Raw genomic sequence first — 14,775 nt, forward strand, 5'->3', positions numbered from 1 at the left:
GGAATGCCATGAATATGAAAAAAGTGGATTTGGCCAAGATCACCCTGGGCTTGCTGTTCCTCAGCCTGCTCATCATCTCGTGCTTCATGGTCTTGCGCCCCTTCCTGCCCGCCCTGGTGTGGTCGACCATGATCACCATCGCCACCTGGCCCCTGATGCAGATGGCCCAGCGCCTGCTGTGGGGCAAGCGCACCCTGGCGGCCTTGCTGATGACCAGCATCTTGCTGCTCATCTTCGTCATTCCCCTCTTCATGACGCTGGCCAACGTGGCGGAGAAGGCCCCCATGCTCATCGAGCTGGGCACCGAGCTCAGCCAATCCCCGCCCCCCGAGCTGCTCTGGTTGCAGCAAGTGCCCCTGGTGGGCGACAAGCTCTACGACTTCTGGCAGCAGATCCTGGCGAGCGGCGGCCAGGTACTGTTCACCAAGCTGGCCCCCTACTTCGGCCAGACCGCCCGCTGGCTGGCGGCCCAGGCGGGCAACCTCGGCCTGCTGTTCGTCCACTTCCTGCTGACCGTGGCCATCTGCGGCCTGCTCTACCACTCGGGAGAGAAGGCGGCAGAAGGCATTCGCCGCTTCGCCCACCGTCTGGCGGGCCAGCGCGGTGACAATGCGGTGGTGCTCGCCTCCCAGGCCATCCGTGCCGTCGCCATGGGGGTGGTGGTGACCGCCCTGGTGCAATCCTCGGTGGCGGGCCTGGGCCTGCTCATCGCCGGCATTCCCTATGTCATGGTGCTGGTGGTGCTGATGTTCCTGCTGATCGTCGCCCAGATAGGCCCCTTCCCGGTACTGCTGGCTAGCGTCGGCTACCTCTACTGGAGCGGGGACACCACCTGGGGCACCTTCCTGCTGGTCTGGTCCCTGCTGGCGGGCACCATGGACAACTTCCTGCGCCCCTTCCTCATCAAGCGCGGGGCCGATCTGCCGCTGATCCTGATCCTGGTGGGGGTCATCGGCGGCTTGCTGGCCATGGGGATCATCGGTCTCTTCATCGGCCCCGTGGTGCTGGCGGTGGGCTACACCCTGCTGGATGCCTGGATCAAGGAAGATGACCAACCGGCGAGCGCTCTGGTGGAGCCGCCCAAGGCGCCGTGACGATTCATTCATCCCCGATGCAAAGAGCCGCCCCAGGGCGGCTCTTTTGTTTATTACCGTCCCATGTAGGTTCGATTAGCGAAGCGTAATCGGACGATCGAGATGCCGCTGTCCGGTGTGTCCATGAATCATCGGCATCTGCAGCAGGGAAATATGGATGGCTGTTATAGCGGGAGAATTGATTTACGCGAACGTCCGATTACCCCTTACGGCTAATCGAACCGACGGCTGGTCGCGGCGTTTAGAACCAAAGTTCGAACCGGAACGCCAAAACACGAACCAGGGTTCGAATCACTCCTTCCCCTCCCCTGTTCCCTGCCGAAGGCGCCCGCCACAATGCCTGCACCATTGGAGGAGAAGACAAGATGAACGAACTGAGAGCAACACGGGCCCTCATCAGCGGCGGCGCCAGCGGCATCGGACTGGCCATCGCCGAGGCCCTGGCAAGCCAGGGGGTGGAGCTGATCCTGGCTTCCCGCCGTCTGGGGCTGCTGGAGCAGGAAGCGGCCAGACTGGAGGCGCGATACGGGGTGCGAGTCATGGCACTGGCGCTGGATGTGTGCGACGGCGATCAGGTGCGGGACGGCCATGCCCGGATCCGGGAGCGGCTCGGCCCCGTCGATCTGCTCATCAACAACAGCGGGGTCGGCAGCGACCACCTGGTGCAGGATCTGCCGGAATCGGAGTGGGACAGGGTGATGGATACCTGTGCCAAGGGCACCTTCCTGCTGACCCGGGCCTGCCTGCCGGACATGCTGGCAAACCGCCACGGCACCGTCATCAACATCGCCTCCCAGGCCGCCAGGCACGGCTATGCCAGGGCCAGCGTCTACTGCGCCGCCAAGTTTGCGGTCCTGGGGTTCGCCCGGGCACTGCGGGAAGAGGTGCAGCACCAGGGCATCCGGGTCCACACCCTCTGTCCCGGACTGGTGCAGGTGCCGCCCCCGGCCTGTCCGGGCGATCGCAAGCCCGGTTGGCTGCAGGTGGAGGATCTGGCCGAGGCCGTGCTCTACACCCTGCGCCAACCCCCTCACGTCCAGCTCGACGAGATCGGCATGACGGGGATATGAGCGAGGCGCCATGGAACGCCAGCAAGGACAAGGGGCGCCGAGGCGCCCCTTGTCCTGCGTCACACCGCCAGAGGCGGCCTGCGCGTAAGATCAGGCAGGTTGATGGAGGGTGATGCAGTGGATGCCGCCGCCCCCGGCCGCCACCGGGTCTATGTCTATCTGCACTATCTTGCGCCCCGGATAGAGGCGGGCCAGCAGATCCCGGCAATGGCGGTCGGCCCTGGCATCCCCGAACTGGGGAGCGATGACGGCGCCGTTGATGGGCAGGTAGTTGATGTAACCGGCGGCAAAGTCCGGGCTGCGGCTGAACTTGTTGTCCCGCCCGCCCAGGGGCGGCGGCAGCTGATGCAGCTCCAGCTTGTTGCCGTCGGCGTCGGTGGCCTGCTGCAGGATGGCGAGGTGCTGGCGGGTCACCTTGTAGTCGTAGGAGTCGGGATCGTTGTCCATGTTGATCACCACCACCCCGGGGCGCACGAAGCGGGCGTAGAAGTCCACGTGGGCATCCGTGATGTCCTTGCCCTTGATCCCCGGCAGCCAGATGATCTTGCGCAGCCCCAGGTTGGCCTTGAGCTCCGCCTCCACCTGCGCCTTGGTGAGGCCGGGGTTGCGGTTGCTGTTGATCCAGCTGCTCTCGGTCATGATGGCGGTGCCGTTGCCATCCACCTCGATGCCGCCCCCCTCACCGATGAGCTCGCTCTGCAGGTAATAGGCATCGGTCTGCCGGCCCACCAGGGCGGCGACCCTGGCGTCATGGCTGTGCTCCTGCTTGTCACCCCAGCCGTTGAAGTTGAAGTCCACCAGCCCGAGCCCTCCCTGCTCGTCCTGCACGAAGACGCCGCCGGTATCCCGCAGCCAGATGTCATCCATCTCGGCGTGGACGAAGTGGGTGTTGCGCTCGCCGCATAACTGGCGCGCCAGCGCCTCGTCATCCTCGTGGCAGAGCACGTTGACCCGGGTGTAGGGCACCATGGCCTGCACCAGCCGCCCTATGGTGGCCTGCACCTCCTTGTAGTGGCGACCCCAGATCTCGCTGGTGGCCCCGAAGGCCACCCACACCAGGGCCTGGGGGGAGGACTCCTCCGGCATGTGGTAGCGAGCAGCGGCGCCGGGTTCGCTGGCGGCGAAGGCCGCGCGGGCACCGGGCAGGCTGCCAAACCCGGCAATGGCGCCGAGGGCGACCAGTTGTTTCAATACGTGGCGTCGGGAAAACATCGTTCTACTCCTGGGTTCAGAGGCTGCTCTTGAAGCGAGTCCAGGCTCGCATGCGGGCACGCATCTGGGATTGTGCTATATCCTGACCCGGAATGAGCCGCTGGTAGCTGGCCTCGTCCAGGTAGATATCCGGGTTGGCCGTCATGGTGGCATCCACCATGGGTCTGGCCTTGGCACTGGCAGTCGGATAGCCGGTGCTGTTGGTGATGGCTGCCATGTTGGCCGGGCGCATCACGAAGTTGATAAAGGCATAGGCATAGTCATAGTCATAGTCAGGATGGGGGGCATCCGCCGGGATCGCCATGGTGTCCATCCAGATGGTGCTCCCCTCCTTCGGCAATCGGTATTCGAAGTCGACCCGCTTGCCCGCCTCGGCGGCGGCGCGCCTGGCCTGGGTCATGTCACCGCTGTAGCCCAGGGAGAGACAGAGATCCCCGTTCACCAGCTGGGTCACCGGCTGGGACTGGAACTTGCGGATATAGGGCTTGATCCCCTTGAGCAGGGCCAGGGCCGCCTCCAGATCGTCCGCCTTGCCGCTGCGGGGATCCCGCCCAAGATAGTGCAGCACCACCGCCAGCACCTCGTCCGGGGAGTCGATGACCGAGATGCCGCAATCTGCAAATTTCGCCGCCAGCTCGGGCTTGAACAGCATGTCCAGGCTGTTCACCGGGGCATCCGGCATCCTCTGCTTGATAGCGTCCGCATTGTAGGTGAGCCCTATGGTGCCCCAGGTGTAGGGCACCACGGCCTCCTTCGCATGGGGATAGGCCTGCTGCAACCGCGCCAGGCCGGGGTCTATGTCCCCCAGGTGTTGCAGCTTGCCCTTGTCGAGGGGCTGCAGGCTGCCCGCCCGCATCAGCCGCTCCGCCACCGTGTCCCCCGGGAAGATGAGGTCATACCCGCTGCGACCCGCCATCAGCTTGGCCTCCAGGGTCTCGCTGCTGTCCATCACGTCGTAGATGACCCGGATCCCGGTCTCCCGGGTGAATTCGCTCAGGGTATCGGGGGCGAAATAATCGGACCAGTTGTAGAGGCGCAGCACCTTCTCCTCTGTCGCCTCCCCCGCCCCTTCTGCGGCCTGGGCCCCCAGACCCAGCAGCAGGGCCAGTGCCGTGGCTATCTTGGTCAAGGCGCTCATGATGGACGCCCTCCCCGCTGGCCCTGCCCATCCAGGCTCAGCAAGGCGCCATACATCTCGGGGCGGCGATCTCGATAGATGCCCCAGGCCAGCCGCTCCTCGGCCATGGCGGCGAGATCCAGCTCCCGCACCAGCACGCCCGGGGTATCCCTGTCCGCCTCGGCCAGCAGGGCCCCCTTGTGATCCGTGATGAAGGAGGAGCCATAGAAGCGCATCTGCAACGCGGGATCCCGGGTCGCCACCTCGTGGCCCACCCGGTTGGCGGCGATCACCGGCATGATGTTGGCGGCGGCATGGCCGCGCTGGGTCAGCTGCCAGTGATCCCGGGAATCGAGCCCCTCTGCCCCCGGCTCCGAGCCGATGGCGGTGGGATAGAGCAGCAGCTCGGCCCCCTGCAGCGCCATGGCGCGGGCCGCCTCCGGGAACCACTGATCCCAGCAGATGCCGACCCCGATGCGGCCAGCGGCCGTGTCCCAGACCCGAAACCCCGTATCCCCCGGGCTGAAATACTCCTTCTCCTGATAGCCGATGGCGTTCGGGATATGGGTCTTGCGATAGACCCCGAGCAGGCGACCATCCGCATCCGCCATCGCCAGGGAGTTGAAGTAGGCATTGCCCGCGCGCTCGAACCAGCTGATGGGCAACACCACCCCCAGCTCCCGCGCCAGGGCCGAGAAGCGGCGCAGCACCCGGCTCTGCTCGAACGACTCCGCCAGCGCCAGATGGCCGTGGTATTGCTCGATGCAGAAATAGGGGGTGGCGAAGAGCTCCTGCAACAGCACCAGGTTGGCCCCCCTGGCGGCGGCGTCCCGTACCAGGCTCTCCGCTGTGTCCAGATTGCGCTCCAGCTCCCAGCTGCAAGCGAATTGTGTGGTGGCGACAACGATCTTGCTCATCCGGATACCCTCCCTGACACGCGTTCCCACTGACAGGCAAACTGCATGGTTGCGACGACCTTGTTCATGAATCTCTCCTCCCTGATCCCGTCATGAGGCCTCGCAGACGCCTGACGAGGCCGCTCCAAACGCTTACCCCTGCACCGGCCAGGCCGGCTGCTGCTGGGTGATGCAGTGAATGCCGCCCCCGCCGTGGGCCAACTGGTTGATGCGCACCGGCACCAGCTGCCTGTTCGGGAAGGCGCGCCTCAGCACCTCCCCCGCCGCCTCGTCCGCGCCTACGCCGTAGGCGGGCATGATGATGGCGCCGTTGGCGAGGTAGAAGTTGGTGTAGGAGGCGCAGAACACCTCCGCCTCGGCGTCCACCGCCTCGCTCGCCTCGAACAGCTCGAGGCACTCGAAGGAGCGACCTCTCGCATCGGTGGCCAGGGCCAGGGCTCGGCGGTTCTCCCGCACCACGCGGCCATAGGTGGAGTTCCCGTCCAGGGTGGCATCCACCAGCAGGTGGCCGGGGCGGCTGAAGGCGCAGACCCCGTCCACATGACCGTCCGTCATGTCGCCGGTGACGTGGTCCGGATCCCCCGGCAGCCAGATAGTCTTCTCGATGCCGAGCAGGCGGCTGAAGATCCGTTCGATCTCCACTTTGGTCATGCCGGGGTTGCGGTTGCTGTTGAGCAGCACCGACTCCGTGGTGATCAGGGTGCCCTCCCCATCCACATGGATGGCGCCCCCTTCGTTGGCGAGGAAGCTGCCGATGCACTCCAGCTCCAGGCTGTTGAGAACGCGTCGCGCCAGCCCCTCATCCAGACCGTGGGCCGACTTGCCGCCCCAGGCGTTGAAACGCCAGCTGATCCCGGCGGTGCCAAGCTCGGGATGGCAGATGAAGGTGGGGCCGGAGTCACGGCACCAACTGTCATCCACCGGCAGGGGAATGAAGCGCACCCCGTCGCCGCACAGGGTGCGAGCCTCCGCCTGTGCGGCGGGATCCACCACCAGGTTCACCGGTTCGAAGCGGGCGATGGCATTGACCACCCGGGCGAAGTCCTGCTGGACCTGGGGCAGGGTTACGCCCCAGCCGTTTTCCCACAGCGCCTTGTTGTGCGGCCAGACCATCCAGGTCGCCGCGTGCCGGCACCACTCCGCTGGCATGAACCAGCCCGCAGCCCTCATTCCCTGCTCGCGCATCTCAGCCTCTCTGATTAGGTACTATTAAGGTTATTGACGATGGGAATAGACTATTCTCCCCGCTGTTGGGTAACAAACGATCGATTTTCGATAAAAGTGATAAGCGGAGCTAATCAATGATGTTCAAACACTGGCCCCCTCTCAACGTGCTGCGCGGCTTCGAGGCGGCGGCCAGGCTCGGCAGCTTTCATCAGGCGGCCCAGGAGCTGCACCTCACCCAGTCTGCCATCAGTCAGCAGATCCGCTCGCTGGAGGAGCTGCTTGGCCAGCCTCTGTTTCACCGCCAGGGACGTTCCGTCGCCCTGACCGACGCGGGCCAGGATCTGCTGGAGACGACCCAGCAGGTGCTGCTGCAACTGGCGGTGGGAATACAGCGCCTCGAGCAGTACCGCAAGCCGAACCAGCTTGTGCTCAACACCAGCACCACCATCGCCCGCCTCTGGCTGCTGCCCCGGCTGGCCGACCTTCACACCCAGCATCCGGGCATCGATCTCTGGCTGTTCACCAGCGACGACACGCCGAACATGGCCGAGCAGACCATCGACATTTCGCTGCGCTGGGGGCTGGCTCCCCAGGCGGAATGCCGCCATCAGCCGCTGCTGGCGGATCGGCTGCTGCCGGTGGCGAGCCCGGCCGTGCTGGCACAGCCCGCGCAGGAGCGCACCACCCTGCACGGGGAGCGGGAGATGGACTGGCACCACTGGACCCTCAAGGGCGGCGACGATCTGCACCTGCAGACCCAGGGGCTCAACTTCTCCGATCCCGGCTTGTTGCAGGATGCGGCCAGCGCCGGGCTCGGGGTAGCGCTGGCGAGCGAGCTGCTCTCTCGCGACGCACGCCGACAGGGGTGGCTGCTGCCCCTCTCATCCCACCGGGTGGCCGGGCCGAACTGGAACATGCTGATCCATCAGGAGAGCGAAGGCAGCCCCCAGTGCCGGGCGGTGAGCCAATGGCTCCAGCAGCAGTTTGCCGCAGAGGCCGTCACCCGGGACCAGGACGCGACACTCTGAGAGCGGTCACTGAATCGGGGCGGCAAGGGTGATTAAATGGCCCCTTCCCTCTTGCCGGATATCGCCGTGACCATGCCATCCGTTCCCCAGCCCCTCTCGTCCTGGCCCGAGCACCTGCAGGCCTCCTGGCTGCGCTGTGCCCACCAGACCAGCGCGTCCCTCTGGTATCCTCCCCACTGCGCCAGAGGGCAGACCCTGGAGAGCCTGCGCCAGCGCAAGCGGGACCTGCTCACCACCGGCGAGATGGCGCTGGAGGATCTCTACGAGTTCATGGAGGGGCGCCCCTGCGCCCTGCTGCTCACCGACGAGAGCGGTTGCCTGCTGGCCCGGACCGGCCACCCCGATACCCTGCAGGCGCTGGCGGCACTCGGTTTTGGCCCAGGCGCGTTTTTCAGCGAGGGACGCATCGGCACCAATGCCGTCAACCTGGCGGCCCTGGAGGGGGTGCCGCTCTGCGTCAGCGGCCCCCAGCACTTCAACCAGCGTCTCCACCCCTGGCACTGCTGTGCCAGCCCTGTCTACAACAGCACCGGTCGCCAGGTGGCGATCGTGGCCCTGATCTGCCGGGTGGAAGAGGCAGCACCGGGGGATCTCGCGCTCACCGTCAGCGCCGGCCGTGAGCTGGCCAATCTGCTGCAGATGGAGCGCCTGATGCAGGAGTCCCAGCACCACTTGAGCGAGCTCTATGCCCTGCTGGATGGCATGGAAGACGGCGTGCTGGCCTGGGATCCCCAGGGGCGGCTGCGCTACCTCAACGCCCTGGCGGCCAGTCGGCTGCAACTCGACCCGGCTGTCTGCCTGGGTCAGCCCCTCGATCACCATCTGCTGATGCCCCAGCGCCTGCGTCTGGCCATCGCGGAGATGACCCCCCTGAGCCATGTGGAGGTGATGCTGGAGCGGCGAGAGACCCGGGGCGAGGCCTTCATCGACGCCCTGGTGAGCCTCAAGCCCCTCCCGGGGCCGGACGGGGTCAGCTTCATCGTCCTGCTCCATCCCACCGATCGATTGCGCGCCATTCATCAATTGCGCCAGACGGTGCCCGAGCTCTCCGCCCTGGTGGGGGAGTCGAGCGCCATGCGCAAACTGCTGCGCCACGCCCGCCAGGCGGCCAGGGGACAGGGCCCCGTCCTGCTGCGAGGGGAGGAGGAGGTGGGCAAGGCCCAGCTGGCGGAGGCCATCCACTTTGGCAGCGAGCGAGCCGCCGGCCCCCTGGTCATCTTCAACTGCCAGGCATGGCCGAGGGAGCGGATGGCGCTGGAACTCATGGGGTCCGACGAGGCGGGGCAGGAGCGGGCCGGCAAGTTCGAGCTGGCTCACGGTGGCACGCTAGTGCTGGAGCAGGTGGAGTGCCTGCCCGCCCCCATGCAGGCCGCCTTGTTGCAACTGCTCAAGACGGGGCGCATCCAGCGCTTCGACTCCGCCCGCATCCTGCCCCTCAGGGTGAGGATCATCGCGACCAGCAGCGCCCCGCTGGAGCAGCGGGTGCAGGAGGGAGAATTCGGTCGCCAGCTGCTCTATGCGCTGCAAGGGTGCGAACTCTGGCTGCCGAGCCTGCGGGAGCGCCGCGCCGATCTGCCCGGACTCATCCGCCAGCACCTGACGGTGCAGGGGGGCGAGCCGGGGCGCCAGTTCACCCCTGACGCCCTCGACTGCCTGCTGGCCTACCCCTGGCCCGGCAACCTGGGGGAGCTGCGCAGCGCCATCGAGTACGCCCAGCTTCATTGCAGTGAGGCACAGATCCCGCCCCGGGCGCTCCCGGCCGCCATCCGCCAGGGCCATTGCCTGCTGGTGGACGAGGTGGTGGGGCAGCCGCTGCTCACACTGGCGGAGCTGGAGCATCAGGCGATCCTGCGGGCCGCCCGTGCCAGCAATGGCCAGGTCAGCCAGATGGCGCGCCAGCTCGGGATCAGCCGCACCACCCTCTGGCGGCGGCTCAAACTGCTCGACATCGATCCCGCCGACTACCACCACTGACCAGAACGCCCCTCAAAAAAAGCGGGCCCCGTCGTGACGGGGCCCGGATGGGGGAATGTTTCAGTCGCCGAAGCGATCCTGCGCCAGTTGCTGGAAGCAGCTCAGCGCCGCCCCGGCATCCTCCCCTCGCGCCAGCAGGATGAGCCTGTCCCCCTGGCGCACATCGAGCATCGCGAGCCGGCTCAGGCTGCGGGGATTCGCCTCTTTCTCCCCCTTTTGCAGCCTGAGTTCAGCGGCAAAGGGCTTGAGTGCCGCGACCAGTCGGGCGGCGGGGCGCACATGCAGGCCGTGGGGATTCTCCACCACCACCTCGCAGCGCAGCCAGCCGTCGTCGGCAACGGGGGCTGCCTCCGTGGTAGCCTGCGCCGCACTGGCAGGCAGCATTCCCTGTTTCGGGCCCAGGGCGCCAAGCGCCTCGGCGGCGACCTCGTCCAGCGTCAGGCCTGCGCCAGCGGCCACCACGGCGGCCAGAGTGCCCTCGACCAACGGGGCGGGGCTGAGCCGCACCCGGGCGCTCAGCTCGGGGGGCAGCAGCTCGAGGGCGGTCTCGGCGCTCAGGAGGGCGCTGCCCAAGTCCATCAGCACCAGCACCCCGCTGCCGTCATCCGCCTCTTCCATCGCACTCATCACGGCGATGGCGTCGGTGCCGATGGGATGGGCGGGGTCATCGACCCCGGCCGCCAGCAGCAATCGGGCCGGGCTACCGAGCTGGTCGGCCAGGGCTTTCAAGCCGGCTGCCAGCATGGCGCTGTGAGAGACAACTACGATGCCGATCATGTCACAACCTCGCTCTGTCACGCAGGGCGGTCAGTAGCAGCAGGGTCGAGGTGGCCCCCGCATCCTGATGGCCGATGCTGCGCTCGCCAAGATAGCTGGCGCGCCCCTTGCGGGCCTGCATCTGGATGGTGGCCTCGGTGCCGGCTGCAGCGGCTGCCACCGCCTTGTCCAGCGCCTCGGGGAGCGGCAGGCCCTGTTGTTCCGCCTGCTGCAGGGCGGCCAGAGCGGGCCACCAGGCGTCGCACATGGTCTTGTCACCCGGCTCGGCGCGGCCGCGGGAGACGATCCCCTCCACCCCGTCGCTCAGCATCTTGCCGAGCTGGCCGAGGGTCAGGCTCTGGCAGGCATCGCTGCTGGCCGCGGCCCGGATGAAGAAGGTGCCGTAGAGGGGTCCGCTGGCGCCACCGACCGAGGAGAGCAACGTCATGCCGGTGGTTTTGAGCACCTGGCCGATGTCCTTGTCCGCCACCGCGGGCAGCTTCTCCGCCACCTTGGCAAAGCCGCGCTGCATGTTGAGGCCGTGATCGCCGTCGCCGATGTCGGTATCCAGCGCCGTGAGGTAGTCACGCTGCTCGGTGAAGATGTGCTCGCAGTCGAGCAGCCAGTTGACGATCTGATGCTTGCTTAACATGAATATTCCTCAGCAGCCGCGCCGCATGGCGGGGGTGTGAACGGGGGCATCCCACAGGGTCATCAGCTCGTCATCCACCTTGAGCAGGGTGATGGAGATGCCGGTCATGTCGAGAGAGGTACAGTAGGGGCCGATGAGGTTGCGCACCAGATGGATGCCCGCCTCTTCGCACAGGGTGGCGAGGCGACCATAGACGCCGTAGAGCTCGGAGATGGGGGTGCCGCCGAGGCTGTTGACCAGGACGATGACCCGGTCACCCCCATTGAGCGGTTCGATAAAGGTGTGTTCTTCCTGCCAGCAGCCGGTGGCTCTGTCCCAGTGGCGCAGGGTGCGGCCATAGGGGCTGTTGTCGGTCAGCTCCTTGAACATGTCGTCCACCAGGGCGTTGAGGTCGGTGAAGGGACGGCGCTCAATGCCGGGTTCACCGTGAATGCCCACGCCGAACTCCACCTCGTTGTCCGCCAGGGTGAAGGAGGGCTTGCCCGCAGCAGGGACGGTGCAGGCGTGCATGGCCACGCCTATGGTGCGGCTTTGGTTGTTGATCCGGCGGGCCAGCGCCTCGCAGCGCGCCAGATCGTAGCCCGCCTCGGCGGCGGCACCGACCAGCTTCTCGCACAGCACTGTCGTGGCAACCCCACGGCGGCCAGCGGTGTAGAGGCTGTCCTTCACCGCCACGTCGTCATCGATGAGGGCGAAGCCCACCTTGACCCCGTCACCGTGCAGCAGCTCGACCGCGGTCTCGAAGTTGAGCACGTCGCCGGTGTAGTTCTTCACCAGAAACAGCACGCCCGCGCCGCCGTCGACGGCCTGACCGCACTCGTACATCTGATCCGGGGTCGGGGACGTGAAGATCTCGCCGGGGCAGGCACCATCCAGCATTCCTTTGCCCACCAGGCCACCGTGCATGGGCTCGTGGCCGCTGCCGCCACCGGAAACCAGCGCCACCTTGCCCGTCACGGGGGCGTCGGCGCGGGTGATGTAGTGGGGTTCGATTCGCACCTTGAGCTCGGGGTGGGCGGCGGCCATCCCCATCAGTTGTTCACGGACCACGGCATCGACAGCATTGATCAGCTTCTTCATGGCTCACTCCTTGGCTTGCCACCACACGGGTGGACAGATGGTTGATGCAGCCAGTCTAGCGAGCCATAGGGGGATAAAAATGACAGGGGTTTCAGTTCGGATCTGAAACAGCAAACAAAGCCTGACGTTTCAATCTGAAACGAGCGGATGGGGAAGATCCGGGAAAGTGTTAGCCGCCTCACAGCCATGAAAAAGGGCCCCGCAGGGCCCTTCTCGATAGTGTGAAGATTAGATGGCCCAGCCACCGGCGTAGAAGATCACCAGGGCCACGGCGATGATGACGGTGCCGATGTTGAGCTTCTTCCACTCGGCGGCAAACAGGCGGCCGACCACCAGGGCCACGAAGCCCAGCATGATGCCGGTGACGATGTTGCAGGTGAGCACGATGAAGACGGCGCACAGCATGCCGGAGAGGGCATCGACCGAGTCGTTGAAGTCCAGCTTGGTGACGTTGCCCAGCATCAGCAGGCCCACATACATCAGGGCCGGTGCGGTGGCGTAGGCCGGTACCAGATAGCTCAGCGGAGAGAGGAAGATCATCAGCAGGAAGAGCACGCCGACCAGAGTGGCGGTCAGACCTGTCTTGCCGCCGGCAGCGGTCCCTGCGGCAGATTCGATGTAGACGGCTGCCGGAGCACCACCTACCACGCCCGCCACCATACTGCTGACGGAGTCCGCAGTCAGGGCCTTGCCACCGCTGATGATGTGACCACGCTCGTTGATGAGGCCAGCCTGACCGGCCACGGCACGGATGGTGCCGGTGGCGTCAAACACGGCGGTCATCACCAGCGCCAACACGGTCGGAATCACCACCGGATTGAGGGCGCCCAGCAGATCCATGCTGCCCACCAGGGAGCCATTCTCGCCACTCAGGCTCGGCATGGCGAAGAAGCCCTGCCAGGTCACTTTCGGATCAAAGATGAGGCCGAGGATGGAGATGGCGATGATCACCATCAGGATGCCGCCCGGCACCTTGCGGCGCTCCAGGCCGAAGATGGCAGCCAGACCCAGCACCGTCATGATGACCGGGAAGGCGGTGATCTCGCCGAGCTGCACCGGCAGGCCCGCTCCTTCATTCTTGATCACCATGCCGACCCCGTTGGTGGCGATCAGCAGCAGGAACAGGCCGATACCGATGCCGGTACCGTGGGCGATGCCGGAGGGGAGGTTGTCCAGGATCCACTGGCGCACGCCGGTGACGCTGATCAGGGTGAACAGCACTCCCATCAGGAAGATGGCGCCCAGCGCGACCGGAATGCTCAGCCCCTGACCCAGCACCAGGCTGAAGGCGGTAAAGGCGGTGAGAGAGATGGCACAACCGATGGCCATCGGCAGCTTGGCCCAGAGCCCCATCAGCAGGGAGCCGAAGGCGGCGATCAGACAGGTCGCCACAAACACCGGGCCCTGCTCAAAACCGGCTGCGCCCAGCATGTTCGGCACGACGATGATGCTGTAGACCATCGCCAGGAAGGTGGTCAACCCGGCCAGCAGCTCCTGTCGCACCGTGCTGCCACGCTGGCTGATGGAGAAATAGGAATCCAGAAACCCGCCATTGCCGGCGCGGGCCGTCGTTTGTTGCGTTGCCATAGTTCATCCTGAAAGTGTGAAGGAAATCGTTTGCTTGCTGGCGCGCAAAATAGCAAGAATTTGGCGAGATTGCAGCGGATAAGCCCCCATTTCCCCGAAGTTTTTCATAAAAGGGCTCGTTGGAGGCCTCATTTTCCATGAGAGCGGCCCATCCCAAGCTTCTACACTCTTAGCTAGCCACGTTCCCATCTACCGGAGAGAAGCCCATGCACACAGGCAACCTGCTTGGCCAGATCCCCTCCCCCCTGCCCAGTGAAGTGTTCGCGGATCTGGTCAGTACCAACAATGTTCGTATCGAGCGCATTCTCTCCCAGGGGCAGCAGACCCCTACCGGAGAGTGGTTCGATCAGGATGAACACGAATGGGTATTGCTGGTGCAGGGAGAGGCCATCCTGGTCTTCATCACACCGGATACCGGGGTACAGGAACGCGTCCATCTGGGGCCGGGGGATTACATCAACATCCCGGCGCACCTTCAGCACAGGGTGGAGTGGACCCATCCGACCGAGACAACCGTCTGGCTCTGCGTCTATTACTAGCAAGCTCACGGCTCAAGAAGGCAATGCTTCTGCTGCGAAGATCGAAGAGGAGACCGTGGAGACGAAAAAAAGCCCAGTCTGTCGACTGGGCTTCTTGTTAGTGGCATAACGGACGCAGGGACGGACAAAATCCGGCTCAAGCACAAGGGACAACAGAGCAGGATCGAGTTGCCAGTGGCAAGTCGCAGCCCTGGTGGTTGCCTCTTGTTCCCTAATCTCTTATCCAGACGCCAGAAAGCAAAAAGGCCTTCCCGTCAGGGAAGGCCTTTCAATTTAGTGGCGGAGCGGACGGGACTCGAACCCGCGACCCCCGGCGTGACAGGCCGGTATTCTAACCGACTGAACTACCGCTCCGCATTCGGTTAGCTTTCGCTAAATCTTTTGCCGCTTATTCTGAGGTGTCATCCTCGCAGCCAGTCATGTGATTCTTCACATCACCGTTTAATTGGGTGCCTGGCAGTGTCCTACTCTCGCATGGCGAATGCCACACTACCATCGGCGCTACAGCGTTTCACTTCTGAGTTCGGCATGGGGTCAGGTGGTTCCACTGCGCTATTGCCGCCAGGCAAAAATCTTCAATCT

The 14,775-nt window shown here is 65.3% G+C and carries 13 protein-coding genes, 1 tRNA gene and 1 rRNA gene; 5 read left to right on the plus strand and 10 right to left on the minus strand.

Going from position 1 to position 14,775, the window contains the following annotated elements; all coding sequences use genetic code 11:
• Positions 1 to 8 precede the first annotated feature (8 nt).
• A complete protein-coding gene (gene ydiK, locus C3418_RS09595; protein WP_164884708.1) occupies positions 9 to 1,094 on the plus strand; it encodes an AI-2E family transporter YdiK in 1,086 nt (361 codons plus the stop codon).
• 365 nt (positions 1,095 to 1,459) lie between these two features.
• Positions 1,460 to 2,164 carry an SDR family oxidoreductase gene (locus tag C3418_RS09600; RefSeq protein ID WP_042864806.1) on the plus strand — a complete coding sequence of 235 codons (705 nt, stop codon included), beginning with the start codon at positions 1,460 to 1,462 and terminating at the stop codon, positions 2,162 to 2,164.
• A 90-nt stretch (positions 2,165 to 2,254) separates the two neighbouring features.
• Here the strand turns inward: C3418_RS09600 and C3418_RS09605 are convergent, their stop codons facing one another.
• The 4 genes from C3418_RS09605 to C3418_RS09620 all read right to left on the minus strand — a co-directional run bounded on the left by C3418_RS09605 (position 2,255) and on the right by C3418_RS09620 (position 6,595).
• Positions 2,255 to 3,376, minus strand: a complete 1,122-nt coding sequence (locus C3418_RS09605; protein ID WP_103858355.1) for an agmatine/peptidylarginine deiminase — start codon at positions 3,374 to 3,376, stop codon at positions 2,255 to 2,257.
• 16 nt (positions 3,377 to 3,392) lie between these two features.
• Positions 3,393 to 4,514: an extracellular solute-binding protein gene (locus tag C3418_RS09610; RefSeq protein ID WP_103858356.1), complete on the minus strand. Its 1,122-nt coding sequence runs from the start codon at positions 4,512 to 4,514 to the stop codon at positions 3,393 to 3,395.
• On the minus strand, positions 4,511 to 5,410 hold the full coding sequence (gene aguB / locus C3418_RS09615; protein WP_103858357.1) for an N-carbamoylputrescine amidase: 900 nt from the start codon (positions 5,408 to 5,410) through the stop codon (positions 4,511 to 4,513). The genes C3418_RS09610 and aguB overlap by 4 nt, the downstream gene beginning before the upstream one ends.
• 132 nt (positions 5,411 to 5,542) lie before the next feature.
• A complete protein-coding gene (locus C3418_RS09620; protein WP_103858358.1) occupies positions 5,543 to 6,595 on the minus strand; it encodes an agmatine/peptidylarginine deiminase in 1,053 nt (350 codons plus the stop codon).
• Between the two features lie 116 nt (positions 6,596 to 6,711).
• On the opposite strand from C3418_RS09620, the gene C3418_RS09625 reads away from it, so the two are divergent.
• On the plus strand, positions 6,712 to 7,605 hold the full coding sequence (locus tag C3418_RS09625; protein ID WP_103858359.1) for a LysR family transcriptional regulator: 894 nt from the start codon (positions 6,712 to 6,714) through the stop codon (positions 7,603 to 7,605).
• 72 nt (positions 7,606 to 7,677) lie between these two features.
• On the plus strand, positions 7,678 to 9,579 hold the full coding sequence (gene dhaR / locus C3418_RS09630) for a dihydroxyacetone kinase operon transcriptional regulator DhaR (protein ID WP_103858362.1): 1,902 nt from the start codon (positions 7,678 to 7,680) through the stop codon (positions 9,577 to 9,579).
• Positions 9,580 to 9,639: 60 nt separating this feature from the next.
• Here the strand turns inward: dhaR and dhaM are convergent, their stop codons facing one another.
• The 4 genes from dhaM to C3418_RS09650 all read right to left on the minus strand — a co-directional run bounded on the left by dhaM (position 9,640) and on the right by C3418_RS09650 (position 13,654).
• Entirely contained in the window at positions 9,640 to 10,356 is a 717-nt protein-coding gene (gene dhaM / locus C3418_RS09635) for a dihydroxyacetone kinase phosphoryl donor subunit DhaM (RefSeq protein ID WP_103858360.1), read from the minus strand.
• A gap of 1 nt (position 10,357) precedes the next feature.
• On the minus strand, positions 10,358 to 10,987 hold the full coding sequence (dhaL, locus tag C3418_RS09640) for a dihydroxyacetone kinase subunit DhaL (protein ID WP_005306235.1): 630 nt from the start codon (positions 10,985 to 10,987) through the stop codon (positions 10,358 to 10,360).
• A gap of 9 nt (positions 10,988 to 10,996) precedes the next feature.
• Entirely contained in the window at positions 10,997 to 12,067 is a 1,071-nt protein-coding gene (gene dhaK, locus C3418_RS09645) for a dihydroxyacetone kinase subunit DhaK (RefSeq protein ID WP_103858361.1), read from the minus strand.
• Positions 12,068 to 12,295: 228 nt separating this feature from the next.
• Positions 12,296 to 13,654: an NCS2 family permease gene (locus C3418_RS09650; RefSeq protein WP_010675944.1), complete on the minus strand. Its 1,359-nt coding sequence runs from the start codon at positions 13,652 to 13,654 to the stop codon at positions 12,296 to 12,298.
• Between the two features lie 206 nt (positions 13,655 to 13,860).
• Between C3418_RS09650 and C3418_RS09655 the strand changes: the two genes are divergently transcribed.
• On the plus strand, positions 13,861 to 14,193 hold the full coding sequence (locus C3418_RS09655) for a cupin domain-containing protein (protein WP_010675945.1): 333 nt from the start codon (positions 13,861 to 13,863) through the stop codon (positions 14,191 to 14,193).
• A gap of 277 nt (positions 14,194 to 14,470) precedes the next feature.
• On the opposite strand, the gene C3418_RS09665 is transcribed toward C3418_RS09655, so the two are convergent.
• Positions 14,471 to 14,547: transfer RNA gene (locus C3418_RS09665), tRNA-Asp, on the minus strand.
• Between the two features lie 97 nt (positions 14,548 to 14,644).
• Positions 14,645 to 14,759: ribosomal RNA gene (gene rrf / locus C3418_RS09670) — 5S ribosomal RNA — on the minus strand.
• Positions 14,760 to 14,775 lie beyond the last annotated feature (16 nt).

The sequence above is a fragment of the Aeromonas sp. ASNIH8 genome (assembly GCF_002919855.1).
GTDB classification, from domain to species: domain Bacteria; phylum Pseudomonadota; class Gammaproteobacteria; order Enterobacterales; family Aeromonadaceae; genus Aeromonas; species Aeromonas caviae.